We start from the raw sequence: 25,292 nt of genomic DNA on the forward strand, positions 1-25,292 counted from the left end.
CGACTATCAGGCCGTGAATTGGTAGTCGTCGAGGTCGAAACGTCTACTGCGCCAATAGACTTCGAACGTGTGCGCCGGCCGCAGGGCCACGTCGCCGTTCTTGTCGAAGTAGTAGCTGTTGGCGGCCTGGCAGCTGTCCTGCCAGAACACCTGCTTTCCGCGGCGCCGCAACTGCTCGGCGAAGTAACGGGCGTTGGCTTCCTCGCTGACCTCGACGCGGGTGGCGCCGCGTTGCTGCGCCCGCTTCATGCAGCGCACCATGTGGTGGGTCTGCGCCTCGATGAGCGCGAAGTACGACGATCCGACGTAGCCGTAGGGGCCCATCGTGGAGAAGAAGTTCGGAAAACCGGGAATGGCGGTGCCCTCGTAGGCCTGGGCCCGGTTCTCTTCCCAGAACTGTTTCAGCGACCGCCCGCCGCTGCCGGTCACCGCGAACGTCGGCGTGGTGTCGGCGTCGAAGACGTGAAAACCGGTGGCCAGCACCAACACATCAACGTCATGGTGGGTGCCGTCGGTGGTGGCCACCGCTTCTCGCGTGATCTTGTCGATCGGCTGCGTCACCAGCCGGACGTTGTCGCGGTTGTACGTCGACAGGTAGCTGTTGTGGAAACCGGGCCGCTTGCAGCCGATCGCATAACTCGGGGTGAGCTGTTTGCGCACCGCCGGGTCGCGGACCTTCAGCCGCAGATAGGCGCGCCCGAGCGACTCCATCCAGCGGGCCAGCGGGTACACCGTGAAGTACTGCGCGGGAAGCGGGAAGGTCACCTCGACGTAGGTCTGGGTGATCAGCCGCTGCAGGGTCCTTGCGCCGGGCAGACGCAGCGCCCGATGCGCGAGCGTGGGCAGCGGCACGTCGAACTTCGGGAAGCACCAGATCGGTGTGCGCTGAAAGACGGTGAGCTCTTTGACAATTGGCGCGATCTGCGGGACCAGCTGGACCGCCGATGCGCCGGTGCCGATTACCGCGACGCGTTTGCCGGTCAGGTCGAGGTTGTGGTCCCAGCGGGCGGTGTGCACGGATTCGCCGCCGAAGGAGTCGACGCCGTCGATGTCGGGCGGCTTGGGCACGGTGAGCACGCCGCTGCCGTTGTAGACGAATCGCGCCGTGACCTCCCCGCCGGGATCGAGCTGCACCCGCCACAGCGACCGCTCGTCGTCGAACTCGGCGGACACAACTTTGGTGTTGAACCGGATTTTCGGCCGAATGCCGTATTTGTCGGTGCAGTGTTCGGCGTAGGCCTTCAGTTCGCCGCCGCGCGCGTACGTCCGCGACCAGTCCGGTCGCTGCTCGAACGAGTACTGGTACGACGCCGACGGAATGTCAACGGCGATACCGGGATAGGTGTTCCAGTACCAGGTTCCGCCGACTTCGTCACCGGCTTCGACGATGAGGTAGTCGCTGAAACCTTCGTGGTCGAGCTTGATCCCGGCGCCGATGCCGGAGAATCCCGCGCCGACGATCAGGCAGTGGTAGTCGGGAGAATCGCCGTTCACGATACCGACGGTACCGCGTAACTAGTGCAGGGCCGCTTTCAGGGCGGCCAGACCGCGGTTGGTGGCTTCCGCGGCGGCCGGGATGATCAGCGCGAAGCTGACGTAGCCGTGTACCAGCGTGCCCTCGTTGCTCAGCTCAGCGGGTGTGCCGGCGGCGTTGAGCAGCTCCGCGTAGAGGGCGGCGTCGTCGCGCAGCGGGTCGTGTTCGGCGCTGCCGATGAACGCTGGAGGCAGCCCGCTGAGGTCGGCCGCGTTGCATGGCGCCAGCGCGGCGGGCAGCGCTTTCGGGTCGCTGATGTCGACTCCGGGGACGTACCAGCTCATGAACGCGTCGATGACGTCGCGGTCCAGGATCGGCGCGTCGGCGTTCTCGGTGAACGACGGCATCGACAGGTCGGCGGTGATGGTCGGGTACCAGAGCAGCTGAAACACCAGCGCCGGGCCGCCCTCGTCGCGCGCCCGCTGGGCGGTTACCGCGGCCAGGTTGGCGCCGGCCGAGTCGCCGGCGACGGCGATCCGGTCGGGGTCGCCGCCGAGCTGGGCGGCGTGCTCGGCGACCCACTGCAGCGCGGCCCAGCAGTCGTCCGGCCCGGCCGGGAAGGGGTGCTCGGGCGCCAGCCGGTAGTCGACGGACACCACGATCGCGTCGGCGCCGACGGCGTGCGCCCGCGCGACCGGGTCGTGGGTTTCCAGGTCGCCGAGTGCGAAGCCTCCGCCGTGGTAGAAGACGACGATCGGCAGGTCGCCGGGTTCGGCCTGCGGCCAATAGACGCGCACGGGAACGCCGTTGGCGGTGTGGTTCTCGATGCGCAGATCCGGCAGCATCTCCGGGGGCGCCTTGAGCTGGCGCAGTTTGGCGCGGGCGACCTCGACGCCGTCGGACTCCTTGAAAGTCAGCGGAAACGCGTCGACCAAGGCCTTGAGCGTCGGGTCGATCTGCGGTCGGGCGATGGTCGGCTCCGTCATGGCCCTACCGTACGTGCAGGGCCTCGTGCAGCGCGGTCAACCCGCGATCCATCGCCTCGGTCGCGGCGGGCACCACCCCGGCGTAGCCGAGGTAGCCGTGCACCATCGACGTGGCGTTGTGCACCTCGACGGGAACGCCCGCGGCGGCGAGCAACTCGCCGTAACGGGCTCCGTCGTCGCGCAGCGGATCGTGGCCGGCGACCGCGATGTAGGCGGGCGGCAGGCCGGCCAGATTGGCCGCCCGGCCCGGCGCCATCCCGACCGGAGGATTGAACAGGTCGATCTCGCCGGCGTAGTAGCGGCTGAACGCGGCGACGGCGGCGCTGTCCAAAACCGCCGCGTTCGCGTTCTCGCTGAAGGATGGCAACGACGAGTCCCACAGCGTCGCCGGATACCACAACAGCTGGAACGCAATTGGCGCGCCGCCCTCATCGCGCGCACGCTGCGCGATGACCGCCGAGATGTTGCCGCCCGCGGAATCCCCGGCCACCGCAAGCCGACTCACGTCGGCCCCGATTTCGTCGCCGTGTCGCGCGACCCACTGCGTTGCGGCCCAGGCATCGTCGATCGCGGCGGGGTAGGGATGCTCGGGCGCCAACCGATAGTCGACCGACACCACCATCGCGTCGGCGCCGACGGCGTGCTGACGGGCCGTGCCGTCGTGGGTGTCCAGGTCGCCGACGACGAAGCCGCCGCCGTGGAAGAACATCACCACCGGAGGAGTGGCGTTATCGGTTGGCGGCCAGTAGATCCGGATGTTGATCGGCCCGGCCTGCCCCTCGATCGCGCGGTCCTGCACTCGGAGTTCGGGATGGAAGCTGCGCCGCGGCAGGTTCCGTAACGCCGCCCGGGCCGCCTCGACACCGTCGTCCGCGGATAACCGGAACGGGACCGCGTCCAGTACCTTCTGCAGGATGGGATCGATGGCGGAGCCGGGGTCGTCGACGCTGGACATGCAGACACCGTACGCACCGCGGGTCATGCTCGGCGCCTGGGTGGCGGGCGGCTGGGCCGCCCTGGCCTACGGCGTGTTCCTGACCATCGTGGCGGTTCGTTCGCCGCCGGGCTCGGAGCTGACCGGGGTGTGGGCTGCCCAGCCGGCATTCAAGGCATCGATGGCGCTACTGCTGGCGCTGGCCGCGGCCGCGCATCCGATTGTTCGCGAACGGCGTTGGCTGATGCCGGCTTTGCTGCTCTCGGCCGCCGGCGATGTGCTGTTGGCCGTTCCGTGGTGGGCGCCGTCGTTCGTGTTCGGGCTGGGCGCATTCCTGTTGGCGCACTTGTGTTTTCTGGGCGCGCTGATTCCGCTCGCCAGGCAGTCCCGTAGCTCCCGTGCGCGGTGGGTCGCCGTCGGGCTGGTGTGGGCGCTCTGCGTGGGGCTGCTGGCGTGGTTTTGGCCGCAGCTCGTTCACGACGGCATGACGGTCCCGGTCGCGGTCTACATGGTGGTGCTGGTGGCGATGGTGTCGTCGGCGCTGCTGGCGCGACTGCCGACGCGGTGGACGGCGGTCGGTGCGGTGTGCTTCGCCTGGTCTGACGCGATGATCGGGATTAGCCGGTTCGTGCTGGGCACCGAGGCGCTGGCGGTGCCGATCTGGTGGACGTATGCGGCCGCGCAGGTCTTGATCACCGCGGGCTTTTTCTTCGGTCGGGTGTCGACGGCCTCTGCTACACCTGGCAGGTGACCACCCGGACCCGGCAGGCCGCCGCATTCGAGCCGATTGCTCGGGTGCTGCCGATGTTGTCGGTGCCGCACCTGGACCGCGAATTCGACTACCTGGTGTCCGAGGAGCAATCCGACGATGCCCAACCCGGTGTGCGGGTGCGACTGCGCTTCCACGGCCGGCTGGTCGACGGGTTCATCCTGGAACGTCGCACCGAGACCGATCACGTCGGCACGCTGGCCTGGCTGGACCGGGTGGTGTCGGCCGAGGCGGTGCTCACCCCGGAGATCCGCCGGCTGGTCGATGCCGTCGCGGCGCGTTACGCGGGCACCCGCGCCGACGTGCTGCGGCTGGCGATACCACCGCGGCACGCCAAGGTCGAAGCCGAAAAGCTAACGCCGCCGGAGCTTTTCACGGTGGACGGGGTCGACCGCGCCGGCTGGGAGGTTTACGGCAGTGGCGGGCAGTTCCTGACGGCGCTGGCCGAGGCGCGCGCGGCCCGCGCGGTGTGGCAGGCGCTGCCCGGCGAGTCGTGGGCCGACCGGTTCGCCGAAGCCGCCGCGCAGACCGTGCAGACGGGTCGCGCGGTGTTGGCGATCGTCCCGGATCAGCGCGACGTGGACACCATGTGGCGCGCGGCGACGGCGTTGCTCGACGAGGCCGCCGTGGTGGCGTTGTCGGCGGGCTTGGGACCGTCTGCACGTTACCGGCGCTGGCTGGCCGCGTTGCGCGGCAACGCAAGGCTCGTGATCGGCACGCGCAGCGCGGTGTTCGCGCCGGTGAGCGACCTGGGGCTGGTGATGATGTGGGATGACGGTGACGACACGCTCGCCGAACCGCGCGCCCCGTACCCGCACGCGCGCGAGGTGGCGATGCTGCGCGCCCACCAAATGCGTTGCGCCGCACTAATCGGCGGGTACGCCCGCACCGCCGAGGCTCAGGCGCTGGTGCGCAGCGGCTGGGCGCACGACGTGGTCGCGGCGCGACCGGCGGTGCGCGCCCGCACGCCGCGAGTGGTGGCCCTCGATGACGGCGGGTACGCCGACGAACGGGATCCGGCGGCGCGCACCGCGCGGTTGCCGTCGGTCGCGCTGCGCGCCGCCCGCACGGCGCTGCAGGCCGAGACGCCGGTGCTGGTGCAGGTGCCGCGGCGCGGCTACGTCCCGTCGCTGGCGTGCGCGCGATGCCGGGCGATCGCCCGCTGCCGGCAATGCACCGGCCCGCTGTCGCTGGACGACCGGGGTGGCGCCGCCCCGGTATGTCGCTGGTGTGGCCGGGTCGACACCGCGCTGCGCTGTGGCGTCTGCGGGTCCGACGCGGTGCGCGCCGTCGTGGTCGGGGCCCGTCGCACCGCGGAGGAGCTGGGCCGCGCGTTTGCCGGCACGACGGTGATCACCTCGTCGGGTGAGGCGATGGTGTCCGAGGTCGACGCTCGCCCGGCGTTGGTGGTGGCCACGCCGGGCGCCGAACCGCGGGCCGCGGGGGGCTACGGCGCGGCACTGCTGCTGGACAGCTGGGCGCTGCTGGGCCGTCAGGATCTGCGCGCGGCCGAGGACACGTTGCGCCGTTGGATGGCCGCCGCGGCGCTGGTGCGATCGCGCGGCGACGGTGGGGTGGTGGCCGTCGTCGCCGAGGAGTCGGTGCCGACCGTGCAGGCGCTCATCCGCTGGGATCCGGTTGGCCACGCAGACGCCGAGCTGGCGGCCCGCACCGAGGTCGCGTTGCCGCCGAGCGTGCACATGGCCGCGCTCGACGGCACCGGCCCGGCGGTCGCGGCGCTGCTCGACGAGATCCGGCTACCGGAGAGCGCCGAGCTGCTTGGGCCCGTGCCGCTGCCGCTCGGCGTGCGGCGACCGCCCGGTGTGGCCGCCGACGAGCCGGTGAGCCGGATGCTCGTGCGGGTCAGCCGCGAGCGGGGCCTGGCGCTGGCGGGGGAGCTGCGCCGGGGCGTCGCAGTGGTCAGCGCACGTCAAACCAGCGAGCCGGTCCGCGTGCAGATCGACCCGCTGCACATCGGCTGATCGGCGACTCGGGCAGCGTGTCTCGGCGCGAAATCCCTCGGGTTCCGTGCGACGATGCGAATGCTGGCCGAGCGCCAATGACGCCAACCGGTCTTCTTTCCCGTGTCGAGGGAGGTCAGATAATGGCAACGACGGCAAACACCACACGCATTGGGCGCTGCCTCGTCTTTGTGGGCGAACACCTGAAGCAGGCCCGCGCCGCCGGCGACGAGATCCGGGCCATGCAGTGGCACGCGATCATGGACCAGTACATCGACGCCTGGCCGCGGTCGGCGTGATCATCGATCCCGTCCACTGCACCGAGCTGGGCTGCGCCTGCCCAGGCAACCGGTGGTGGACGGGCTGGATCGGGTCTCGCGAAATCCATATCGTCCCCATCGACGATCTGCAGCCGCATCATGTCGAGGAATGCGCGTGCGACCCACAGATCACGCTGCATGTCGCAGGCGACGGATTCGCGTCGTGGCGGGTGACTCACGACAGCTTCGATCGCCGCGAACTCAGCGAAAACGCGTAGCACGCAGCCGTGGAAGCCGGCCCGTTTAGGGTGGGCCGAGCGGGCGCCGGTTTTTGTCCAGCGGCGAACGCGTCGATCGACAGGAGTCAGTGCAATGAAGTGGACGGCGCTCACCGGTGCAGCCGTCGCGATCCTCGCGACATCGATCACGTTGGCCGGCTGCGGTTCCTCGCCGAGCGGCAACGATGCGGCGAGTAACACCTCTGCCTCGGCAAGCGTCACGCCGCAGCCGAAGGTGGCCCCGCGCGTCACCGCCGACGGCCCCAATCCGACCATCGCCGGTTACTTCAAGGACAACCACATCACCGCGACACCGGTCCACCGGGGTGATCCCGGAGCGCCGACGATCAACTTCCCGATTCCCGATGGTTGGGCCGATGCCGGACCGGACACCCCGCCCACGGCGTACTGGGCGATCGTCGACAACGGACCGGAGGCCGCTAAGTACACACCCAGCATCATCGCGACGGTGTCCAAGCTCGACGGTGATGTCGACCCGCAGAAACTCATCGAGCTCGCGGCCGGCGCAACCAAGAACCTGCCCGGTTTCAAGCCCCACGGTGACGGCACCGAGGACAACCTCGGCGGTTTCCCCGCCTTCCAGATCGGTGGCACCTGGACGCAGAACGGCCAGGTGAAGGCAGTCGCGGACAAGGTCGTCGTGATCAACGGCAAAGACGACGTCATCTACCTGCTCGAGCTCAACGCCGATGCGCTGCCGGATCAGGTCGAGAAGGCCCTGCCGGCGACCAGCACAATCGACGAGAAGACGACGATCACCCCGTAGCGAGGCCCGCGGACGCATGGCCGCGGCGATATCCGGGTACGCGTAGGTGATCTTTCAGCCACGTCACTTCAGGACGGTCGTCATGCCACTCAACGTCGCGCGCAAACTGATCGAGTCGCACCTGGAATCCGGTGAGATGACGCCGGGCGAAGAGATCGCCATCCACATCGACCAGACGCTGACCCAGGACGCCACGGGCACATTGGTGATGCAGGAATTGGAAGCGCTCGGGCTCGACCGGGCCCGCACCGACGTCAGCGTGCAGTACGTCGATCACAACCTGTTGCAGACCGACGAAAAGAACGCCGAGGACCACGAATACCTGCGCACCGCCTCGCAGCGATTCGGGCTGTGGTTCTCCAAGCCGGGCAACGGGGTCTCGCACCCGACGCACATGCAGCGGTTCGGCGTTCCCGGCAAGACCATGGTGGGATCGGATTCGCATACCCCGGCCGCGGGTTCGCTCGGCATGCTGGCGATCGGCGTGGGCGGGCTGGAGGTCGCGCTGGCGATCACCGGCCGTCCGCTGCACATCCGCATGCCCGAGATATGGGGCGTCAGGCTCGAAGGTGAACTGCCGCAATGGTGTTCGGCCAAAGACGTGATCCTCGAAATGCTGCGTCGCCACGACGTCAAGGGCGGAGTGAACCGGATCATCGAGTATTACGGTCCCGGTTTGGAGAGCCTGACCGCGATGGATCGCCACGTCATCGCCAACATGGGAGCCGAACTCGGCGCCACCACAACGGTTTTCCCGAGCGACGAGGCGGTGCGCGAATTCCTGCGCGCGGAGGACCGCGAGGACGACTGGATCGAACTGCTCGCCGACAAGGATGCCGACTACGACGTCGACGAGGAGATCGACTTGTCCCAGATCGAGCCGCTGATCGCCAAGCCATCGTCACCGGGCAACGTGGTACCGGTGCGCGAGGTGGCGGGCGAAGAGATCGCGCAAGCCGTCGTGGGGTCCAGCGCCAACCCCGGCCTGCGCGACTTCGCGATCGTCGCGGCGATGGTTGCCGGGCGGCAGACATCGCCGAACGTCAGCCTCGACGTGAACCCGACGTCACGTGAGATCCTGACTGATCTGACAAAGATGGGCGCCACAACGGAATTGGTGATCGGCGGGGCCCGCATACATCAGGCGGGATGCATGGGGTGCATCGGCATGGGCCAGGCGCCCGCCACGGGTCGCAACTCCTTGCGAACGATGCCGCGCAATTTCCCTGGCCGCTCGGGCACCAAGGAGGATTCGGTGTGGCTGTGCTCGCCGGAAACCGCGGCCGCATCGGCATTGACGGGAGTGATCACCGATCCCCGCGACTGGGCGCGCGACAACAAGATGGACTATCCCACGCTCGACCTGCCGCCTCAGTCCTCGGTGAACACCGCCATGTTGGTGCCTCCGCTCGACGAGGAAGAGGCGAAAAAGGTCGAGCCGGTCAAGGGGCCCAACGTATCCAGCCTGCCCGAGCTTCCACCGTTGGCCGACGAGATCGAGGCGCCGGTGTTGCTCAAAGTCGGCGACAACATCTCTACCGACGAGATCTCACCGGCCGGCGCGCGCGCTCTCCCGTATCGATCCAACATTCCCAAGCTCGCCGAGTTCAGCTTCACCCAGATCGACGAGTCGTACCCGGAACGGGCGAAGGAGGCCGACGAGACCGGCCACATCATCGTCGGCGGGGACAACTACGGCCAGGGCTCGTCGCGGGAGCACGCCGCAATCGCCCCGCGGCACCTCGGGCTCGCGGTCGTCATTGCCAAGTCGTTCGCCCGGATCCATTGGCAGAACCTCGCCAACTTCGGGGTGCTGGCGCTCGAGTTCGACGACCCCGACGACTACGACGGCATCGACCAGGACGACACGTTGCGCATCAAGGGAATTCGCGACGCGCTCGGCGACACCGACACCCTCAAGGTCGATAACGTCACCAAGGACACGTCTTTCACTGTGCGGCATCGACTTTCGCCGCGGCAAGTCAAGGATGTATTGGCCGGTGGCCTGATCCCGCGTCTGGCCGAGGAAGAGAAGTAGGTATGGCCAGGTGGACGGCATCGAAGCGGTAATCCAACGTTGGGAAGACGCGCTGGCCAGTCACGACGCTGAGGCGTTGCTGGCCTGTTACGCCCGCGACGCGGTCTTGGAAAGCCCCGTCGCAGCGCACATACTCGGGGGTCCCGGGATCTGCCGTGGCCACGAGGAGCTGCGCCCATTCCTGGCCGAGGTGGTGGCGCGCACGCCCGATGAGCGGCAGTACCACCGCGCCGGGTTCTTCACCGACGGGCGCCGCGCGACGTGGGAATACCCGCGCCAGACGCCAGACGGAGAACAGATGGACTTCGTCGAAGTCATGGAAATCGACGACGGACTCATCCAGGCCCACCGGGTGTATTGGGGATGGCGCGGGGTCGAAATCCTCAGCACGGATCAGTATCACCGCGACTAGTTATTTTCGCGGTCGCTCGGGCGGACGTATTGGCCGGCGGGCTAGGGCTTGTCCGATTTGGTCAGCTCATTCGCCCACACCGACCGCGCGCCGGAGTCGCCGATGCGCACGACCTGGATGACGGAAGCGACGCCGGCCACGATCGCGAAGACCGCGACAGCCACGCTGAGGGCCAGCCCGGGTTTTCCAGTGCGGACTTCACGCCGGTGGACCACTGCCAGTACGACGGCGACGACGAGCAGCGAGATCGAGAAATAGATCATGACGCTGCCGCGACCGGCATGGATATTCAAGATGTCGCGATGACGGTGTTCCTGGTCGTACAGCCACTCACCGGCTTCCGTGGTGATCGGTGTCAGCGCGGTCGTCACCGCGGCGAGGGCGAGGACCAGCCATACCAGGTGCCGCCGCGCCGCGGACCACAGTGCGCACAGAACTTCCAGCAGCGCCGTCAAAGGTGCCAACACCACCAATGCGTGCACCAGTAGCACGTGGGCAGGCAGGCCTGAGATGGTCGTCAGTGTCATTCCCGTACTCCCTAGCTCGATGGGCGACGCCTGCTTCTTCCTACACTGGTCCGGTGCGTCTCGTCTTCGCCGGAACACCCGAACCCGCGCTGCCCGCGCTGCGCAGTCTCATCGACTCGCCGCGTCATGAGGTGATCGCCGTGCTCACCCGGCCGGACGCCGCGTCGGGCCGGCACGGCAAGCCGAAGCCGTCGCCGGTAGCGCGCCTCGCGCTGGAGCAGGGCATCCCGGTGCTACGACCGGAGCGACCCAACTCTGCGGAATTCGTCGCGGAACTGTCGGCGTTGGAACCCGATTGCTGTCCAGTGGTGGCGTTCGGGGCACTGCTGCGGGACGAGTTGCTGGCAGTCCCGACCCACGGCTGGGTCAATCTGCATTTCTCTTTGTTACCGGCCTGGCGTGGGGCGGCCCCGGTGCAGGCGGCGATCGCCGCGGGCGACACCGTCACCGGCGCAACGACATTCCAGATCGAGTCAGGTCTGGACTCCGGGCCGGTCTACGGAGTGGTCACCGAGTCCGTACGTCCGATCGACACCGCGGGGGATCTGCTTGAGCGACTGGCGGTTTCGGGCGCGGCGTTGCTGTCGACCACGCTGGACGGCATCGCGGACGGGGCGCTCACGCCCGTTCCGCAGCCCGCCGACGGTGTCAGCATCGCACCGAAAATCACCGTCGAGCAGGCGCGAGTGCGTTGGGACCTGCCGGCGGAAGTCGTCGAACGGCGCATCCGTGCCGTCACACCCAATCCCGGAGCGTGGACGCTGATCGGCGACCTGCGGGTCAAACTCGGACCGGTCTATCTCGACACCGACGGCCAGAGTCTGCCAAACCCGTTGGCGCCCGGTGATATCCACGTCGATCGCCGCAGCGTGCGCGTCGGCACGGCGTCCGGTGCGGTGCGGTTGGGTCAGGTGCAGGCGCCGGGAAAGAAGCTGATGAATGCGGTCGACTGGGCCAGGGGAGCCCGTCTCGAACCCGCGGCGCGAGCCTCATGAGCCGACCGCAGGACAAGCCGCGCCGCAACCCCCAGCGGCCCCCGAGGCGCAAGCCGCTCGACCCCGCGCGTCGGGCGGCGTTCGACGTGCTGCGCGCCGTGCGAGAGCGTGATGCCTACCCGAACCTGCTGTTGCCAGTTCTGTTGCGCGAGCGGGGGATCGGCGGCCGCGACGCCGCCTTCGCCACCGAATTGACCTACGGCAGCAGCCGCATCAGGGGCCTGCTGGACGCCGTCATCGGGGCCGCGGCCGGCCGGTCGCCGGACGCCATCGACCCGGTCCTACTCGACCTGTTGCGACTCGGGACGTACCAGCTTCTCCGCACCCGCGTCGACGCGCATGCCGCCGTTTCGACCACCGTCGAACAGGCGGGCATCGAATTCGACACGGCACGAGCCGGTTTCGTCAACGGCGTACTGCGAACGATCAGCACTCGCGATGAGCAGTCCTGGCTCGACGAGTTGGCCCCCGCCAAGTCCGCCGATCCGATCGGGAATGCCGCCTTCCTGCACGCCCATCCGCGCTGGATCGCGCAGGCATTCGTCGACGCTCTGGGCGCCGCCGCGGGCGAACTCGATGCGGCGCTGGCCGCCGACGACGCGCGGCCCCAGGTCCACCTGGCGGCTCGACCCGGCGTGCTGACGGTCGAGGAGTTGGCCGCGGCGGTCGAGGGCAGTGTGGGCCGCTATTCGCCGTACGCCGTGTACCTGCCCGCCGGCGACCCGGCGCAAGTGGCCGCGGTGCGCGACGGCCAGGCCCTGGTCCAGGACGAAGGTAGCCAATTAGTCGCGCGCGCACTGACTTTGGCGCCGGTGGCAGACGACGCCGGTCGATGGCTGGACCTGTGTGCCGGCCCGGGCGGCAAAACGGCGCTACTGGCCGCGCTGGCCGCCGGATCGGGAGCTCGGGTTACCGCGGTTGAGCCTGCGGATCATCGCGCCGACCTAGTGATCGAAAACACCCGTGGCCTGCCCGTCGAGGTGTTGCGGGTGGACGGGCGCAGCAGCGGGCTCGTACCTGGGTTCGACCGGGTCCTGGTCGACGCGCCGTGCACCGGGCTGGGTGCGCTGCGGCGACGGCCGGACGCGCGCTGGCGGCGTCAGCCTGCCGACGTGCCGGCGCTGACCAAACTGCAACGCGAGCTGCTGGCGGCCGCGATCGCGCTGACCCGGCCGGGCGGCGTGGTTCTCTACGCGACCTGCTCGCCGCATCTGGCCGAGACGGTCGGCGTGGTCGCTGACGCGCTGCGCCGGCATCCGGTGTCCGCGTTGGATGCCCGGCCGCTGTTCGAGCCGGTGGCCGACCTGGGCGACGGCCCGTACGTTCAGCTGTGGCCACACCGCCACGGCACCGACGCCATGTTCGCCGCGGCTCTCGTCAAGTCAACCGGCTAGGCCCGGTGCGCGCTTCACCTGCCTTCGACGCCTTTAGAGCCGGGCGAGCAGTTCGGCTTTCTTCGCGGCGAACTCCTCATCCGACAGGATGCCGCGCTGGTGCAACCCAGCCAGCGACTCGATGGCTGCGACGATGCCCGCCGGATCTCCCGGAGGGGGTGCGGCTGCCTGCGGCGGCGGAGCTGAACTCCGTGGTGGGCTGGACTGGTATTGACCCTGATATTGCGGGGTGGGCGCTTGCGCCTGCGTCTGAGTGGGGAATGGGGATGGCCGGCTGGACTGGTGCTGGCTCTGGTGTTGCGGGGTGGGGGCGGCGACCGGAGTCTCGTGGACCTGCGGGGCACCGAGCTCGGCGAGAGTGGACACCGAGAAGGTACCGAGCTGACTGGTGAAAGCGACCGAGCCATACCCGGTTCCCTGCTGTTGCTGTACGCCGGCAATCTGGTGCTCGCCGGTGTCGAAAACCTTTGTCACACCGTTAATCTGGATGGCCAGCCGCCGCGTGCCCGGAAAGACGGCATAGCGCGCCTCGTTTTGAGCGCCGGTTGCGCTGGGAACTCCGAGCTCGGCCGGCCACCAGTTGGCCGACGTGAACCCGCGCGCGGCTCCCTCGGCCGAGGCGGGAAAGACCGTCGTGGTTGTCAGCAGCTGGGCCAGCTCGTTGCAGAGTGCGTCGACACGCGCTTTCAGTCCGTTGTCAAACATGTCGCCGACCATTGTCATCCCGCCCCGCATCCACTGCCCGGAGCCGCCGAGCTCGGGGATGGAGAACTGCGCCATGGTTCCGCCTCCGGCGTGGACGGCGAACAGCATCGCCAACACGGCCCCGCGGGAAAGTCCGTAGCGCCCGGCGATCTCGTCGATGGCCTTTTCGGCGTCGGGGGTGACCGTTGCCTTCGTCATTGCAGATCCTTCGTAGTCGTCGACAACTCGAGGTTACGCAAATTCACCGACGGTGCACTCCGGCATGTCCGCGGCTCGCCCCCGCCGGCACGCATCCCATCGAATGGGGTCCCAGTAAGGTGACGTTCATGTCAGGCAAGACCGACCGGCCGCTTATCGCTCCCTCGATATTGGCCGCCGATTTCGCCCGGCTGGCCGACGCGGCCGCCGATGTCGAGGGTGCGGACTGGTTGCACGTCGACGTGATGGACGCGCACTTCGTGCCGAACCTCACGATCGGGCTGCCGGTGGTGGAAAGCCTGTTGGCGGCCAGCGACATTCCGATGGACTGCCATCTGATGATCGAGGATCCCGACCGCTGGGCCCCGCCGTATGCCGAGGCCGGCGCCTACAACGTCACCTTCCATGCCGAGGCCACCGACAACCCCGTCGGCGTGGCCCGAGACATCCGGGCCGCGGGCGCCTTGGCGGGGCTCAGCATCAAGCCCGGTACCCCGCTGGACCCGTACCTGGACATCCTCAAGGACTTCGACACCTTTCTGGTGATGTCGGTCGAGCCCGGCTTCGGCGGACAGAAGTTCATTCCCGAGGTGCTGAGCAAGGTGCGCGAGGTGCGCAAGCTCGTCGACTCCGGCGAGTTGACGATCCTGGTCGAGATCGACGGCGGCATCAACGCCGACACGATCGAGCAGGCCGCCGAGGCCGGCGTCGACTGCTTCGTCGCCGGATCGGCCGTCTACGGCGCCGCTGACCCGGCCGCGGCGGTCGAAGCGTTGCGGCGACAGGCCAGTGCCGTGTCACCGCACCTGCGCCGATGAGCCGCGCCAGCGACGATCACGCCGGCGTGGCCGGCGTGGAGGAGTGGCGCTAATGGGTCCAGTGGCGGCCATCAGCCACGACGCCGCCATGCAGTTGGCCGTCGAGCAGGCCAATCTGGTCAAGGGCAAGACATATCCGAATCCGCCGGTTGGCGCGGTCATCCTGGACCGCGACGGCAAGGTCGTCGGGGTTGGCGGCACGCAGCGGACGGGCAGCGCGCATGCCGAGGTGATGGCGTTGCGCCGGGCGGGCCGGCTGGCGTCCGGCGGAACCGCCGTCGTCACCCTGGAACCCTGCAACCACCAGGGCAAGACGCCTCCGTGCGTCGATGCGCTGCTCGAGGCGGGCATCGCCTCGGTCATCTACGCGGTCAGCGACCCGAATGCGAAAGCCGCCGGGGGGGCGGCCCGTCTGGCCGCCGCCGGTGTCGAGGTCATCGGCGATGTGCAAGCCGACCTGGTCAGCGCCGGCCCACTGCGCGAATGGTTGCACAAACAGCGCACCGGGCTGCCGCACGTGACGTGGAAATACGCCACCAGCATCGATGGTCGTAGCGCGGCCGCGGACGGCTCCAGCCAATGGATCACCAGCGAGGCCGCCCGCGCCGACGTGCATCGCCGGCGGGCGACGGCCGACGCGATAGTGGTCGGCACCGGCACTGTGCTCATCGACAATCCGACGCTGACGGCCCGTCTGGCCGACAACGGCCTGGCCGACCGTCAGCCGATGCGCGTCGTGGTCGGTATGCGCGATATACCTTCTGAGGCAAAGGTTCTCAACGACGACTCGCGGACCATGGTGATTCGCACGCACGACCCGGCCGAGGTACTCAGGGCGCTGTCTGACCGGACCGACGTGATACTCGAAGGCGGCCCGACCCTTGCGGGGGCTTTCCTGCGCGCCGGGGCAATCGACCGCATCCTGGCCTACGTCGCGCCGATACTGCTCGGCGGGCCGATCGCCGCGGTCGACGACGTCGGGGTACCAAGCATCGCCCGGGCCCTGCGTTGGCGCTACGACGGCGTCGAACGGGTCGGCCCGGACCTGGTGCTGAGCTTGGTGCCGCGATAAGGCGCTAAGCGCCGTCCCGGTATCGCGGCACCAAGCTGGTCAGCCGGCCAGACCGCTCTTGATGGCGGCGTCCTGCTTCTGGCCGATGTCAGTGGCGAACGCGGGCGGCACGGGATCGTCGGGCTTGCCGTCAAACTCAAGCGTCACAAAGGCTTTGCCTTCGGTGAAGAGCAACACCGTCACCGACTTGGCACCGTCGGGCGAGTGGCCCTGCACGATCGTTCCGCCTTCACCCACCGCTGCCGGCTGGGGGTCCCCGCCGGTCACGTTGCTGCCGAGTGACGACTTGGCGCCCTCCAACGAGGTGGCGGCACCCGCCGAGTCGGGCAGGATCATGATCGTGTCGCCGATTTCGCGGGTATCTGCCTGGTTGCTGAAAACCGCTGCGACGCCGGGCTTTCCGTTAGGGTTCTCGGTTGGCGTCGACACCGAGAACGTGTCGCCGGGGAGCGCGATGTCCTCGGGCTTGATCAACAACTTGGCATAACCGCCCGCCTCCGCCGACGAGCTCGGCTCCGAGCCGGCCGAGCTCGTGGCGGTGGACGATGCAGCCGACGACGATGATGTCGCCGCCGACTTGTCTGACTTGCTGCTGCAGCCGGCCACCGATAGTCCTACCAGCACGGTGGCGGCCATGAAGGCCGCCGCCGCGGCCACCGGAGTTTTCATCAATGCGCTCCTTTGTCGAGTCGCCCGCCCATCGTGGCCGTGGGTGCGCCGCTGGCGGGTTGCTGGAACCGTAGCTGACGGCGCCTACCAGCGTCCGCGATTGTCGAGTTTTGGTGGTCGTGATTAACGTAAACTTAACCTTAAATGCACGATATTACATCGGTTTGGCATGCAATACTTTCGCCGATTCATCTAGCTCGGATGGCTGAAAGGTAAGACATGGCGTACGCGGTATCCCGGACTTTATTTGTCGCCGGTGCAATTACCGGCACCCTGATCGGTGTCGCGGCGTGCTCGAGCGGTCCAAAGATGGTGAGCAAGGACGACATCGCCAAGCAGATCACCGCCAAGATGACGGACGCGGAAGGCAACAAGCCCGACTCGGTCACCTGCCCGGACGGACTGAAGGGCGAGGTCGGCGCGCAGTTGAACTGCGCGATGAAGATCAAGGGTCAGGACTACAACGTCAACGTCACCGCTACCAGCGTGAAGGGTGACAATGTCGAATTCGACATGGTGGAGACGGTCGACAAGGGGCTGGTCGCCAGCAAGGTCAGCGACCAGCTCACCGAGAAGGTCGGACGCAAGCCGGACTCGGTGACGTGCCCCGACAACCTCAAAGGCACGCCTGGCTCGACGCTGCGGTGCGAGCTCAAGGACGGCGGCGAAACCTACGGGGTCACGGTCACCGTCACTAACGTCGACGCCGGCGACGTGCACTTCGATTTCAAGGTCGACGACCAACCGAAATAATGGACGCAATCGTCTTCCAATCGATTTCCAAACATGGGTGAGTATTGTCTGCGCGCCACAAATAGATAAATGAGGCCAAAGAAGGGCGTCTAATGCCGGAAATCAAGTGGTATTCGCGGGTCGCTGTGTTTGCTGTCGCGGTGATGCTGGCGTGTGGCGGCTGCAGTTCGTCCAAGTCGCTGAAGCCGGCGCCCACCACTGCCGACGCGGCGGATTCGGTCCAGATCCACGGCGATGCCTCCAACCCGGTGAACAAGATCGTCATCAAGGCGATCGCCGACCTGCAGACGTTCTGGGGTACCGAGTTCCCCAAGCTCTACGGCCATGACTTCCCGCCGGTCAAGGGCGGCTTTTACGCGGTCACGCCGTCGTCAGGCCAGTTCGCGCCCTGCGCGCAGGCGGCCGCCGACATCGCGGGCAACGCCTTCTACTGCTCGAAGGCCGACGACGTCGCTTGGGATGTCGAGAAGCTGCTGCCCGACCTGCGAAAGCGTTTCGGCGACTTCGTGATTCCGGTCGTGCTGGCCCACGAGTGGGGTCACGCCATCCAGGCGCGGGCCAACTTCCAGGGGCCCACTGTGGTCAAGGAGATCCAAGCGGACTGCTTCGCCGGCGCATGGGCGGCCCACGCGTCCAAGAGCGGCGCGTTCAAAGCCAGTGACGACGACCTCGACACCGCGCTGGCCGGCTTCCTGTTCCTGCGTGACGAGCCGGGCACCGAGAAGCGGGACCCGCAGGCGCACGGCAGCGGGTTCGACCGGGTCAACTCGTTCCGCACCGGGTTCGACAACGGTACCGGCGCCTGCAAGGGCTACCGGGTCGGCGATCCGCCGGTGGTCGAGATTCCGTTCAACAGCGCCGCCGATGTCGAGAGTGGCGGCAACGCGCCCTACGAGGACATCATCACCGGCGTTCCGAACGACCTCGAGGACTACTGGAATCAGGTCTACCCGAAACTGACCGGGCACCCCTGGATGCCGCTGCAGCCGGTGAAGCCGTTCAATCCGACCGATGCGCCCACCTGCGGTGGGCAACCGACCAGCGACTACGCCCTGTTCTACTGCGTGCCCGAGGACTACGTCGGGTTCGATGCGGTCAAGGCGATGCCCGAAATCTACGACCAGGGCGGCGATTTCGCGGTCGCCACCCTGATCGCGACGCAGTACGGGCTGGCGGTGCTGTCTCGCGGTGGTCAGGATCCGACCGACAAACTCACGTCGCTGCGGGCCGACTGCATGGCCGGCGCGTGGGCGGCCAGCATTCTGCTCGAGGACCGTCCGGAGAGCGCCTTCAAGATGTCGCCAGGCGACCTCGACAAGGGGATCACGGCGCTGATCGTCTTCCGGGGTTCCGGCGATGTGGCGCGCCAAGGACACGGCTCGGTTCGCGTCGACGCGTACCGCGATGGCGTGATGAACGGTGCCAAAGCCTGCGTGTCCCGCTAACCGTGTTCACGGTTCTCGGCTTCTCACTGGGTTTTCTGGCACTGGGCGCCGTCGTCACGGTGGTCAACGTGCTGACAATGGTGTTCACGGTGGCGTTCACCATCCACGCGTCACTGGCGCTGATCGGCGTGGTGGTGTTCAGCGTGATCGGCCTCCGGCGTGTGCTCGCACGGCGCCGCGGCCACACGGGCCACATCGAAGCGGCGGAGCCTGTCCAATCCCACATCCCTTCCGACCGAGCAGGTGACTCTCACTGACATGACAACGCCCGAATACCCTTATCCCGAAGATGGTTTCGGCCAACAACCGCCGGCGTATCCACCACCGCCGGGATATCCGCCGCCGGGCTACCCACCGCCACCGGGCTGGCCGATGGCCGGAGCCCACGGCGCGGCGCTCTCCGACCGAAGCAAGGTCACCGCGGGATTGCTGGGCCTGTTCTTCGGATCGCTTGGCGTGGGCCGCTTCTACCTCGGCTACACCGGGGTTGGCGTCGCGCAGATCGCCGTGACGTGGTTGACCTGTGGCATCGGCGGGCTGTGGCCGCTGATCGATGCGGTCATGATTTTGACCGGCAAGGTGCCGGACGTGCAAGGCCGCCCGCTGCGTGACTGATTGCCTCAATCCACTGCGTTGACGACCGCGATGGACCGCCGCACCGACTCGGTGCCCGGACTGGCAAAGCCCGCGTAATACAGTGTGGCACTGACGAACCAGCGCATCGAGGAGTTGACGGCGCTGGCTGTCGGCGCCGCATCCTGGGGCAGTGCGGTCTGAAATGGCAATCGCACCGGCATGGCTTCACGCAGCGTCACGTGTTTGTCGAGTTGCACGCTACGGCCGTTGACGACCTCGTCGAAACCCGGTGTGCGAGTGCGTGGATGCGAGTCCCGCTGGCCCTGCCATTTCACGCGAACGTCTCCGACGGGAAGATCGCGGGTCGGTGTGATGAGTACCGCGCCGGCGATCGTCTCGCTGGCCCGGAAGACGACTCGCGACAACTCGATGTCGAGGCGAGCCGCCGCACTGCCAGTGACCTGCTCCAGCGCGCCGATGTCGGCCGGGACGTCGCCGGGGCCGGTCACCACCGCGAATTCGGCCGCCTCTTCGACATCGCTCCCACGGCGCTGCACGATCAGGCGACACGACCAGCGGGCGATCTGCGATGACGACGCCGGCGCCCACGACGGGAGCCGGAAAGTAGCCGATCCGTCCGTGAATACCGATGCCGCAGTGGGCAATTCGGTGGTAAAAATGCCGATCCATTCTTTGGTGTCGCGATCGGTGCCGTAGGTGGTGCCGACATCCTCGGTCAACCACATCGCATCCGTCGCGGCAGTTGCGGCGGCGTCGGCGCGCCCGGCCCACCGATAGCGGTAGAAGTTGTGGTAGCCCAACTCGATTCGCGCAGAGATCACATCGTCGATCGGTTTGGTCGCGGTCGCTCGGACGTGGACCGATTGACATGGCGAGACGACGGACGGCGATATGGTGACCTGTGCGCGGGCCGGGCGGAAGAGGCGTCGCACTATTTCAGTTGGCTCGCTGCGTAGTCGTCGGGGCGGTTCTTCTTCATCCAGGCGCGGAGGGGCCAGAACAGCACCCATAACACGGAATAGAACGCGTAGTAGATCGCCGCCGAAGCCACGACTCCGACGAGCCAGGCCGGATAGATGAGGATCAGGCAGAACTGCAGGAACTGCTTGATCACGACCGGGTAGCCCTCGGCCTGCGACAGCACGAAACGCGGGCTCATCGAGAGCAAAAGCCGTCGCCCGGTGGATGTTTCCGCCTCAGCTTCAGCCTGGGCCGCGCTGACGTCGCGGCCCCGCTCCGCGCGCGTGAGGCCGCGTTCCGGCGGCGGTGGTTCGCTGATATTCATCAGCGGCACGCTAGTCAGCCCGAATTGGATCCTGATTGGAGCGGCGAAACGCGCCTACGACGTACCAGCTGCGATACGGGCGACGCGGCGGGCCAGCTGCTCGTCCCACGCGTGCTCACCCGTCGTGTCGGCCACCTCCTGCGCCCTGGCAAGCAGTTGTCCGGCATGCTCGACGTAGCCGTGATAAGTCTCGATGTCGGCGATCAACCCAAGAAAAAGCGGCGTCATCGCCGTGGTGCCGTCGCGGGTGTAGGCGCGGAATGCATCGAACGCCGCCGCTCGGTCTCCGCCCGCGCCGGTGAGCGTTTCGGCCCACACTCCGATCATCCGCGCGCAGGCCGCCCACTGGGGCGAACCGGCGGCCAGCATCTCCTGATATACGTCCTCGGCCGCGGCGACCGTGCCGTCGGTAACACCCAGGATCGCGTCGATCTCGACGCGCACCAATTTCGCCGCCAGGATGTCGAAGTGGGCTTGGCGGCTCTGCGCCAGTTCCAGTGCGATGCGGCGCTGTCGGTGCGCGCCGGCGCGGTCGCCGCGAAGTGCCCTGCCCAAACTCAGCCAGCAATACACCCGCGGGTGAAAGAAGACCAAAGGATCCGCGACCGTTTCAGGCGGAGGGAAGCGCGCCATCATGGTTCCGGCGACTGTCTCCTGCTCGTCGAGTTCGCCGCGCAGCCAGTGCAGCATGACCTGTACGAAGTGACTCGATACCCCGATGTCGGGGTCGCCGGATGCGGCGTATTGCGCGACCAGTCCACTGACCAACGCCTGTGCCTCGTCGAGACGTCCACGGACGCACAGCATGTAGCACTGCAAGGCGACCGCGCCGTGGTAGTGCCGGCCGCTGGCGTGTTCGCCGATCTCGAATGCGCGCTGCACGGCCGCTGCGGCCGCCGGGCTGTTCAGGCCGTCGAGGATCCCATGCGCTCCGGCCAGATGCAGCCACAGGCTGGCCTGTCGTTGCAGCGGTTCGGGTTTCGGCGGAAGTCGGCGGCAGACCTGCAGGGCGTGTTCGGCGAGAATCGCGATGTCGGGGTACGCCGACCGGGTGAGGGCGCGCTGGATCGCGATCTCGTAAATCTCCAGTGCCGTTTCAGGATTGAGCTCGGCGCCGGCCCGCCATGCGTGGTCGGCAACGGAGATGACGTCCTCGTAGGCGGCGGTCGCGATCCCCGCTGCGCTGTTGTCGGCGATGGCGGCGTGTACCGCCGCCCGTTCCGACCCGGGCACCTGGGCGAGGACCGCGTCGTGGAGCAGGCCGTGGCCGAACCGGTAGCCGCCGGGCCGCCCGCTGACCTCGTCCAACAGCCCGGTCTCGTAGGCGGGTCGCAGACGGGCCTGCAGGGTTGACACGGATAGGTCGACGACGTCGGCGAGATCGGCGACGTCGAACTCGGTGCCGATCACCGCGGCGGCGGCCAGCGCGCGTCTACTGGGTCGGTCAAGGCGGTTCAACCGCTGCCCGACCATTCCGGCCACGGCGGCCGACACGTCGTCGGTGCTGCTCTCGGACACGTCATGCAGGCGATGATGGGCGATCAGCACCGAGACGAGTTCCCTGATGTACAGCGGGTTGCCGCCGGCTCGGTCCCACACGTACCGCGACACTTCGCCCTCGGTCGCGGTGCCGGCTAACGCGTCGATCAGTGTGGCGGCCGCGTCGGGTCCGATGCCGTCGAGGTGGATCGTGCGGACGGCCTCCAGCCGAACCAACCGCTCGAAGGCGGTCTTGTGGATGGGCCGGCCGCTGCCGAAGTAGGTCCAGTTTCCGATCACCTGGATCGGAGCGCGCCGGAGTTGGGCGCTCAGCAGGGACAGCGCGTTGCCGGAAGGGGAGTCGGCGAGGTGCAGGTCGTCGAGAATGAGTAGCAGCGGGCGAGTGGTGGCCAGCTCGCACAGCGCGGCCACCACACCTTCGATCAAAGCGAAACCGGTTGCGGCAGTGCGAACACCCGAACTCACGGCGTCGCGGTCGGTCCATTCCGGAACGAGCGCGTCGACGACGCCGGGTGCGACGCGGCGCACCGCGCGACGGGCGGATGGGCCGAGTTGGTCGCCGAGCTGGCGCAGTAGCTGTATCCACGTCCACATCAGCGGTAGGCGGACACCCGGTGGATGCGCTGCCCACGCCACCGCCATTCCCGCTTGCTGAGCTTGCGTTGAAACCGCCTGTGCGAGTGCGGTTTTCCCGATTCCGCTTTCGCCGGTGAGCAAAATCAAGCCGCCCGATCCGGCGCGTGCGCCGACCAGTGCATCCGTGAGGGTCTTCAGCTCGGAGCCCCGCCCGACGAACGGCGTCCGCTCGTGCGAGTCCGGCTCGAGGGAAGCGGCCGGCGGATCGACGGGTGGCGTGAAATACAGGTCGTCCGATTTATCGGAAATTTTGCGGTAGAGGGTTTGCAGGCCGTCGCCGGGAGCCGTGCCCAGTTCGCGGTCGAGCATGACCCGGGCTCGGTCGAACGCGCGGATCGCGTCGGAGGTACGGCCGGCCCGGTAAAGCGCCACCATCAGGTGGCCCCACAGCCGCTCCTCGGTCGGGTCGGCGGCGATGGCGGCCTCGATCTCGTGAACCAAGTCGGTGCCGTCGCTGGACTGTAGGGCCGCATCGAAGCGTGCCTCGATCGCGGTGTGGCGCAACGCGAGATAACGCGTCGCGTCGGCATGGGCGAAACCTTTGTAGGCGAATTCGCCGAACGGCTCGCCGTGCCACAACTTGAGCGCCGCATCGAGTTGATCGAAAGCGTCTGTGGCTGAACCACTTACCAGCGCCGCGCGGCCGTCTTTGACTAGCGCCTCGAATCGATGCAGATCGATCGAATCGTCGTCGAGCAGGGTCAGCTGGTATCCATACGCACGAGAGGCCAGCCGCGAGTTCGTCGGCGAGGTGGCATCGGCGGGCGCCGGCAGGACCCGACGCAGGTTGGTGACGTAGGCCCGCAGCGAGGCAAGCGCTTTGGGAGGCGGCGTGTCTTCCCACACCGCATCAATCAGTCGGTCAACGCTGACGACCGTCCCGTGATTGGCCAACAACGCGGCCAGCACGCAGCGTTGTTTGGGCCCGCCGAGCGGTGCCAGAATCCCCCCGACGCGTGCCTCGACCGCGCCGGACAGCTGGTATTCGACCATGACCCCAACCACGAGCGAAGTAACCGACCTTTGCTAGCGGTCAGACGATACCTGTTCCTTTGGAGTTTCCTTCGCGAAAGCTGTGAACAGCTGTGGGCTGTCACTGCATACTGGCCCTGATGAAAACAGATGGCTTCGCATTGCGGTGTGGCGTCGGCGCGCTGGTCGCCGTCGCGGCACTGGGACTGACCGGATGCGGCAAGACGGTCGAACCCGACGGCGCCGCGAAATCGGTTGTCGACGTTGTGTCCCGGCAGACGGGGTTCACACCGAACGACGTGCATTGTCCGGCGGGGGTGAAAGCCAACGTCGGCGTCGAATTCGACTGCGGCTTCACCGGTCCGGAGGGGCCATACGTCGCGCACATGCGGGTCACCAAGGTGGCCGGCGACGACGTAGAGTTCGACGTCAAAACTCAACCGCGATCGCCGTAGCCGTCGGAGGACACTGTGCACAACGGTTGGAAAGTAGCCGAATTCGTCACGCTGCTTATTCTGGGAATCGCGGCCGTCCAGGCGCTGATCTGGATACCGATTATCGTGTGGTGGCGACGCCGAGCTCGTGCCGCCAAGGCGAGACTTTTGGTGGCGATCGACTCCGAGACGCCAATTCGCCCGCCGGAGAAGGGAATTTACCGCGGCGCGACGGCCCCGGGTTATCCCGGCCTGAACAACAACGGGACTATCGCCCTCACCGCACGACGGCTGGTCTTTATCACGTTGACCGGCAAGCTGATTGACATCCCGGTCGCCGACATTGTCGGCGTTCGAGAAGCGAAAGTATTCAAATCGTCTGTGCGAGGCGGCCGTTCACACCTGATCGTGCGACTGCCGGCCGGCGAGGTGGCGTTCTACGTTGCGTCCAACGCCGACTGGATCGCGGCAATCACAGCGCTGATCAAACCGCGGGTCTGACTGGACGGCAGGAGTGACCTAGCCGGTCGGCCGGGCGCGGCGAGAACGATCGCCCATGCCGGGGATCAGCATTGGGACACGGCGACGATAGTCGCTGTATTCCTCCCCGAAAATGCGGGTCAGGTCGCGCTCTTCGAATTGGACTGCCATCAAGATGTATCCGGTCGTTGCGGCCGCAAAGAGCAAGTGCCCCAACGTCATTCTCGGGGTGACCCAGAACGCGATCAAGAAACCCAGATAGAGCGGGTGGCGAACCGCGCGGTAGAAAAGCGGTGTCGTGAACCTGTGCTCGGCAAGTTGTCGCCCCCGCAGCCGGGCAAACACCTGACGCAGGCCGAACAGATCGAAATGATCGATGAGAAGGGTGCTCAGCAGGGCAATCGCCCACCCAACGAGGCCGGTGAACTCCAGCACCGTGGACCAGGGCTGGGCGGTGACCCGCCATAGCTCGTACGTGATGGGGTACCAGGCCAAGAACAGAACGATCAGGCAGACGTTGGAGGCGAGGACGTAGGTCGACCGCTCCGCACTGGGCGGCACGATGCGGGTCCACAGGCGCTTGAATCCCTGCCTGGCCATGACGCTGTGCTGGATGGCGAACAGCCCGAGCAACGCGGTGTCGACGACTACCGCGGCGACACTCAGACTGCCGTCGCCCAGCCCACCACGATCGATGCTTTTGCCCACGATGTGCACGTTGCCGACCGTGAAGTCGGCGTCGACGACAAACCCGAGCAGATACAAGAAGGTGGCCAAGAACATGAGATAGGCGGCCACGCCGTAGGCCGCGATCAAGACACCACCGGCCGAACTGCCGGAAGGCCGCGAAGAGGTCCCATCGCTGGGTGCCACGCCGCGATTGTGCTCCGCTTTTCGGCCGAATACTTCCGTT

The 25,292-nt window shown here is 67.3% G+C and carries 27 protein-coding genes; 17 read left to right on the plus strand and 10 right to left on the minus strand.

Annotated features, from left to right (window positions below):
- Positions 1–6: 6 nt before the first annotated feature.
- From A5658_RS10840 to A5658_RS10850, 3 genes are read right to left on the minus strand one after another with little or no spacing between them, the layout of a single operon-like run.
- Entirely contained in the window at positions 7–1,494 is a 1,488-nt protein-coding gene (locus A5658_RS10840; RefSeq protein ID WP_156751380.1) for an NAD(P)/FAD-dependent oxidoreductase, read from the minus strand.
- Positions 1,495–1,515: 21 nt separating this feature from the next.
- Complete coding sequence (locus tag A5658_RS10845; RefSeq protein ID WP_067333936.1) at positions 1,516–2,460, minus strand: alpha/beta hydrolase; 945 nt, start codon at positions 2,458–2,460, stop codon at positions 1,516–1,518.
- A gap of 4 nt (positions 2,461–2,464) precedes the next feature.
- Positions 2,465–3,415, minus strand: a complete 951-nt coding sequence (locus A5658_RS10850; protein ID WP_067333939.1) for an alpha/beta hydrolase — start codon at positions 3,413–3,415, stop codon at positions 2,465–2,467.
- On the opposite strand from A5658_RS10850, the gene A5658_RS10855 reads away from it, so the two are divergent.
- The 7 genes from A5658_RS10855 (at position 3,414) to A5658_RS10880 (ending at position 9,899) form a co-directional block, all read left to right on the plus strand.
- The gene (locus A5658_RS10855; protein ID WP_067333942.1) at positions 3,414–4,145 is read left to right on the plus strand and encodes a lysoplasmalogenase; all 732 of its coding nucleotides are present in this window, start codon (positions 3,414–3,416) and stop codon (positions 4,143–4,145) included. The genes A5658_RS10850 and A5658_RS10855 overlap by 2 nt on opposite strands.
- A 53-nt stretch (positions 4,146–4,198) precedes the next feature.
- Complete coding sequence (locus tag A5658_RS10860; RefSeq protein ID WP_067334049.1) at positions 4,199–6,145, plus strand: primosomal protein N'; 1,947 nt, start codon at positions 4,199–4,201, stop codon at positions 6,143–6,145.
- 122 nt (positions 6,146–6,267) lie between these two features.
- Positions 6,268–6,423, plus strand: coding sequence for a hypothetical protein (locus tag A5658_RS28055; protein ID WP_156751381.1), 156 nt, complete (start codon positions 6,268–6,270; stop codon positions 6,421–6,423).
- Positions 6,420–6,662: a hypothetical protein gene (locus tag A5658_RS10865; protein WP_067333945.1), complete on the plus strand. Its 243-nt coding sequence runs from the start codon at positions 6,420–6,422 to the stop codon at positions 6,660–6,662. The genes A5658_RS28055 and A5658_RS10865 overlap by 4 nt, the downstream gene beginning before the upstream one ends.
- A 94-nt stretch (positions 6,663–6,756) precedes the next feature.
- Positions 6,757–7,449: an LpqN/LpqT family lipoprotein gene (locus A5658_RS10870; protein ID WP_067333947.1), complete on the plus strand. Its 693-nt coding sequence runs from the start codon at positions 6,757–6,759 to the stop codon at positions 7,447–7,449.
- A gap of 82 nt (positions 7,450–7,531) precedes the next feature.
- The gene (locus tag A5658_RS10875; RefSeq protein ID WP_067333949.1) at positions 7,532–9,487 is read left to right on the plus strand and encodes an aconitate hydratase; all 1,956 of its coding nucleotides are present in this window, start codon (positions 7,532–7,534) and stop codon (positions 9,485–9,487) included.
- 10 nt (positions 9,488–9,497) lie between these two features.
- The gene (locus tag A5658_RS10880) at positions 9,498–9,899 is read left to right on the plus strand and encodes a nuclear transport factor 2 family protein (RefSeq protein WP_067333951.1); all 402 of its coding nucleotides are present in this window, start codon (positions 9,498–9,500) and stop codon (positions 9,897–9,899) included.
- Between the two features lie 41 nt (positions 9,900–9,940).
- On the opposite strand, the gene A5658_RS10885 is transcribed toward A5658_RS10880, so the two are convergent.
- Positions 9,941–10,426: a DUF2231 domain-containing protein gene (locus tag A5658_RS10885; protein WP_369830507.1), complete on the minus strand. Its 486-nt coding sequence runs from the start codon at positions 10,424–10,426 to the stop codon at positions 9,941–9,943.
- A 53-nt stretch (positions 10,427–10,479) separates the two neighbouring features.
- Here A5658_RS10885 and fmt point away from each other — a divergent pair, with 53 nt between their 5' ends.
- Both fmt and A5658_RS10895 read left to right on the plus strand, forming a co-directional pair.
- Complete coding sequence (gene fmt, locus A5658_RS10890) at positions 10,480–11,421, plus strand: methionyl-tRNA formyltransferase (RefSeq protein ID WP_067333953.1); 942 nt, start codon at positions 10,480–10,482, stop codon at positions 11,419–11,421.
- Positions 11,418–12,815 carry an RsmB/NOP family class I SAM-dependent RNA methyltransferase gene (locus tag A5658_RS10895; protein ID WP_067333956.1) on the plus strand — a complete coding sequence of 466 codons (1,398 nt, stop codon included), beginning with the start codon at positions 11,418–11,420 and terminating at the stop codon, positions 12,813–12,815. Before fmt ends, A5658_RS10895 begins: the two co-directional genes overlap by 4 nt.
- A 33-nt stretch (positions 12,816–12,848) precedes the next feature.
- Here A5658_RS10895 and A5658_RS10900 read toward each other — a convergent pair whose 3' ends face one another.
- Positions 12,849–13,718 (minus strand): SHOCT domain-containing protein, encoded by an 870-nt coding sequence (locus A5658_RS10900; protein WP_067333959.1) that lies wholly within the window; start codon positions 13,716–13,718, stop codon positions 12,849–12,851.
- A gap of 128 nt (positions 13,719–13,846) precedes the next feature.
- Here A5658_RS10900 and rpe point away from each other — a divergent pair, with 128 nt between their 5' ends.
- Both rpe and ribD read left to right on the plus strand, forming a co-directional pair.
- On the plus strand, positions 13,847–14,536 hold the full coding sequence (rpe, locus tag A5658_RS10905) for a ribulose-phosphate 3-epimerase (RefSeq protein ID WP_067334058.1): 690 nt from the start codon (positions 13,847–13,849) through the stop codon (positions 14,534–14,536).
- Between the two features lie 52 nt (positions 14,537–14,588).
- The gene (gene ribD, locus A5658_RS10910) at positions 14,589–15,608 is read left to right on the plus strand and encodes a bifunctional diaminohydroxyphosphoribosylaminopyrimidine deaminase/5-amino-6-(5-phosphoribosylamino)uracil reductase RibD (RefSeq protein WP_067333962.1); all 1,020 of its coding nucleotides are present in this window, start codon (positions 14,589–14,591) and stop codon (positions 15,606–15,608) included.
- A gap of 39 nt (positions 15,609–15,647) precedes the next feature.
- Here ribD and A5658_RS10915 read toward each other — a convergent pair whose 3' ends face one another.
- On the minus strand, positions 15,648–16,277 hold the full coding sequence (locus tag A5658_RS10915; RefSeq protein WP_067333965.1) for a hypothetical protein: 630 nt from the start codon (positions 16,275–16,277) through the stop codon (positions 15,648–15,650).
- 219 nt (positions 16,278–16,496) lie between these two features.
- Here A5658_RS10915 and A5658_RS10920 point away from each other — a divergent pair, with 219 nt between their 5' ends.
- From A5658_RS10920 to A5658_RS29320, 4 genes are all read left to right on the plus strand, one after another.
- Entirely contained in the window at positions 16,497–17,030 is a 534-nt protein-coding gene (locus tag A5658_RS10920) for a DUF4333 domain-containing protein (RefSeq protein ID WP_067333968.1), read from the plus strand.
- A 92-nt stretch (positions 17,031–17,122) separates the two neighbouring features.
- Entirely contained in the window at positions 17,123–18,475 is a 1,353-nt protein-coding gene (locus tag A5658_RS10925) for a neutral zinc metallopeptidase (RefSeq protein WP_067333971.1), read from the plus strand.
- Between the two features lie 2 nt (positions 18,476–18,477).
- A complete protein-coding gene (locus A5658_RS10930) occupies positions 18,478–18,732 on the plus strand; it encodes a hypothetical protein (RefSeq protein ID WP_067333974.1) in 255 nt (84 codons plus the stop codon).
- 1 nt (position 18,733) lies between these two features.
- Positions 18,734–19,090: a TM2 domain-containing protein gene (locus A5658_RS29320; protein WP_067333976.1), complete on the plus strand. Its 357-nt coding sequence runs from the start codon at positions 18,734–18,736 to the stop codon at positions 19,088–19,090.
- A gap of 5 nt (positions 19,091–19,095) precedes the next feature.
- Here A5658_RS29320 and A5658_RS10940 read toward each other — a convergent pair whose 3' ends face one another.
- From A5658_RS10940 to A5658_RS10950, 3 genes are all read right to left on the minus strand, one after another.
- Positions 19,096–19,893, minus strand: coding sequence for a hypothetical protein (locus tag A5658_RS10940; RefSeq protein ID WP_156751383.1), 798 nt, complete (start codon positions 19,891–19,893; stop codon positions 19,096–19,098).
- Between the two features lie 110 nt (positions 19,894–20,003).
- On the minus strand, positions 20,004–20,357 hold the full coding sequence (locus tag A5658_RS10945) for a hypothetical protein (protein ID WP_156751384.1): 354 nt from the start codon (positions 20,355–20,357) through the stop codon (positions 20,004–20,006).
- A 54-nt stretch (positions 20,358–20,411) separates the two neighbouring features.
- On the minus strand, positions 20,412–23,486 hold the full coding sequence (locus tag A5658_RS10950) for an AfsR/SARP family transcriptional regulator (RefSeq protein ID WP_067333985.1): 3,075 nt from the start codon (positions 23,484–23,486) through the stop codon (positions 20,412–20,414).
- A 119-nt stretch (positions 23,487–23,605) separates the two neighbouring features.
- On the opposite strand from A5658_RS10950, the gene A5658_RS10955 reads away from it, so the two are divergent.
- A complete protein-coding gene (locus A5658_RS10955) occupies positions 23,606–23,920 on the plus strand; it encodes a DUF4333 domain-containing protein (protein ID WP_067333988.1) in 315 nt (104 codons plus the stop codon).
- A gap of 15 nt (positions 23,921–23,935) precedes the next feature.
- Positions 23,936–24,400, plus strand: a complete 465-nt coding sequence (locus tag A5658_RS10960; RefSeq protein WP_067333991.1) for a hypothetical protein — start codon at positions 23,936–23,938, stop codon at positions 24,398–24,400.
- Between the two features lie 18 nt (positions 24,401–24,418).
- Here A5658_RS10960 and mddA read toward each other — a convergent pair whose 3' ends face one another.
- Positions 24,419–25,252, minus strand: coding sequence for a methanethiol S-methyltransferase (gene mddA / locus A5658_RS10965; protein WP_231997275.1), 834 nt, complete (start codon positions 25,250–25,252; stop codon positions 24,419–24,421).
- Between the last annotated feature and the right edge of the window lie 40 nt (positions 25,253–25,292).

It is taken from the genome of Mycobacterium sp. 1245111.1 (assembly GCF_001673405.1).
In the GTDB taxonomy this organism is placed as follows: domain Bacteria; phylum Actinomycetota; class Actinomycetes; order Mycobacteriales; family Mycobacteriaceae; genus Mycobacterium.

What these genes read in the sequence shown, in the direction of transcription:
- A5658_RS10845 (WP_067333936.1), bottom strand. Translation starts at nt 2,460, where the DNA reads ATGACGGAGCCGACCATCGCCCGACCGCAGATCGACCCGACGCTCAAG.
- A5658_RS10855 (WP_067333942.1), top strand. Translation starts at nt 3,414, where the DNA reads ATGCAGACACCGTACGCACCGCGGGTCATGCTCGGCGCCTGGGTGGCG.
- A5658_RS10850 (WP_067333939.1), bottom strand. Translation starts at nt 3,415, where the DNA reads ATGTCCAGCGTCGACGACCCCGGCTCCGCCATCGATCCCATCCTGCAG.
- A5658_RS10860 (WP_067334049.1), top strand. Translation starts at nt 4,199, where the DNA reads ATGTTGTCGGTGCCGCACCTGGACCGCGAATTCGACTACCTGGTGTCC.
- A5658_RS28055 (WP_156751381.1), top strand. Translation starts at nt 6,268, where the DNA reads ATGGCAACGACGGCAAACACCACACGCATTGGGCGCTGCCTCGTCTTT.
- A5658_RS10870 (WP_067333947.1), top strand. Translation starts at nt 6,757, where the DNA reads ATGAAGTGGACGGCGCTCACCGGTGCAGCCGTCGCGATCCTCGCGACA.
- A5658_RS10875 (WP_067333949.1), top strand. Translation starts at nt 7,532, where the DNA reads ATGCCACTCAACGTCGCGCGCAAACTGATCGAGTCGCACCTGGAATCC.
- A5658_RS10885 (WP_369830507.1), bottom strand. Translation starts at nt 10,426, where the DNA reads ATGACACTGACGACCATCTCAGGCCTGCCTGCCCACGTGCTACTGGTG.
- A5658_RS10895 (WP_067333956.1), top strand. Translation starts at nt 11,418, where the DNA reads ATGAGCCGACCGCAGGACAAGCCGCGCCGCAACCCCCAGCGGCCCCCG.
- A5658_RS10900 (WP_067333959.1), bottom strand. Translation starts at nt 13,718, where the DNA reads ATGACGAAGGCAACGGTCACCCCCGACGCCGAAAAGGCCATCGACGAG.
- rpe (WP_067334058.1), top strand. Translation starts at nt 13,847, where the DNA reads ATGTCAGGCAAGACCGACCGGCCGCTTATCGCTCCCTCGATATTGGCC.
- ribD (WP_067333962.1), top strand. Translation starts at nt 14,589, where the DNA reads ATGGGTCCAGTGGCGGCCATCAGCCACGACGCCGCCATGCAGTTGGCC.
- A5658_RS10915 (WP_067333965.1), bottom strand. Translation starts at nt 16,277, where the DNA reads ATGAAAACTCCGGTGGCCGCGGCGGCGGCCTTCATGGCCGCCACCGTG.
- A5658_RS10920 (WP_067333968.1), top strand. Translation starts at nt 16,497, where the DNA reads ATGGCGTACGCGGTATCCCGGACTTTATTTGTCGCCGGTGCAATTACC.
- A5658_RS10925 (WP_067333971.1), top strand. Translation starts at nt 17,123, where the DNA reads ATGCCGGAAATCAAGTGGTATTCGCGGGTCGCTGTGTTTGCTGTCGCG.
- A5658_RS29320 (WP_067333976.1), top strand. Translation starts at nt 18,734, where the DNA reads ATGACAACGCCCGAATACCCTTATCCCGAAGATGGTTTCGGCCAACAA.
- A5658_RS10945 (WP_156751384.1), bottom strand. Translation starts at nt 20,357, where the DNA reads ATGAATATCAGCGAACCACCGCCGCCGGAACGCGGCCTCACGCGCGCG.
- A5658_RS10950 (WP_067333985.1), bottom strand. Translation starts at nt 23,486, where the DNA reads ATGGTCGAATACCAGCTGTCCGGCGCGGTCGAGGCACGCGTCGGGGGG.
- A5658_RS10955 (WP_067333988.1), top strand. Translation starts at nt 23,606, where the DNA reads ATGAAAACAGATGGCTTCGCATTGCGGTGTGGCGTCGGCGCGCTGGTC.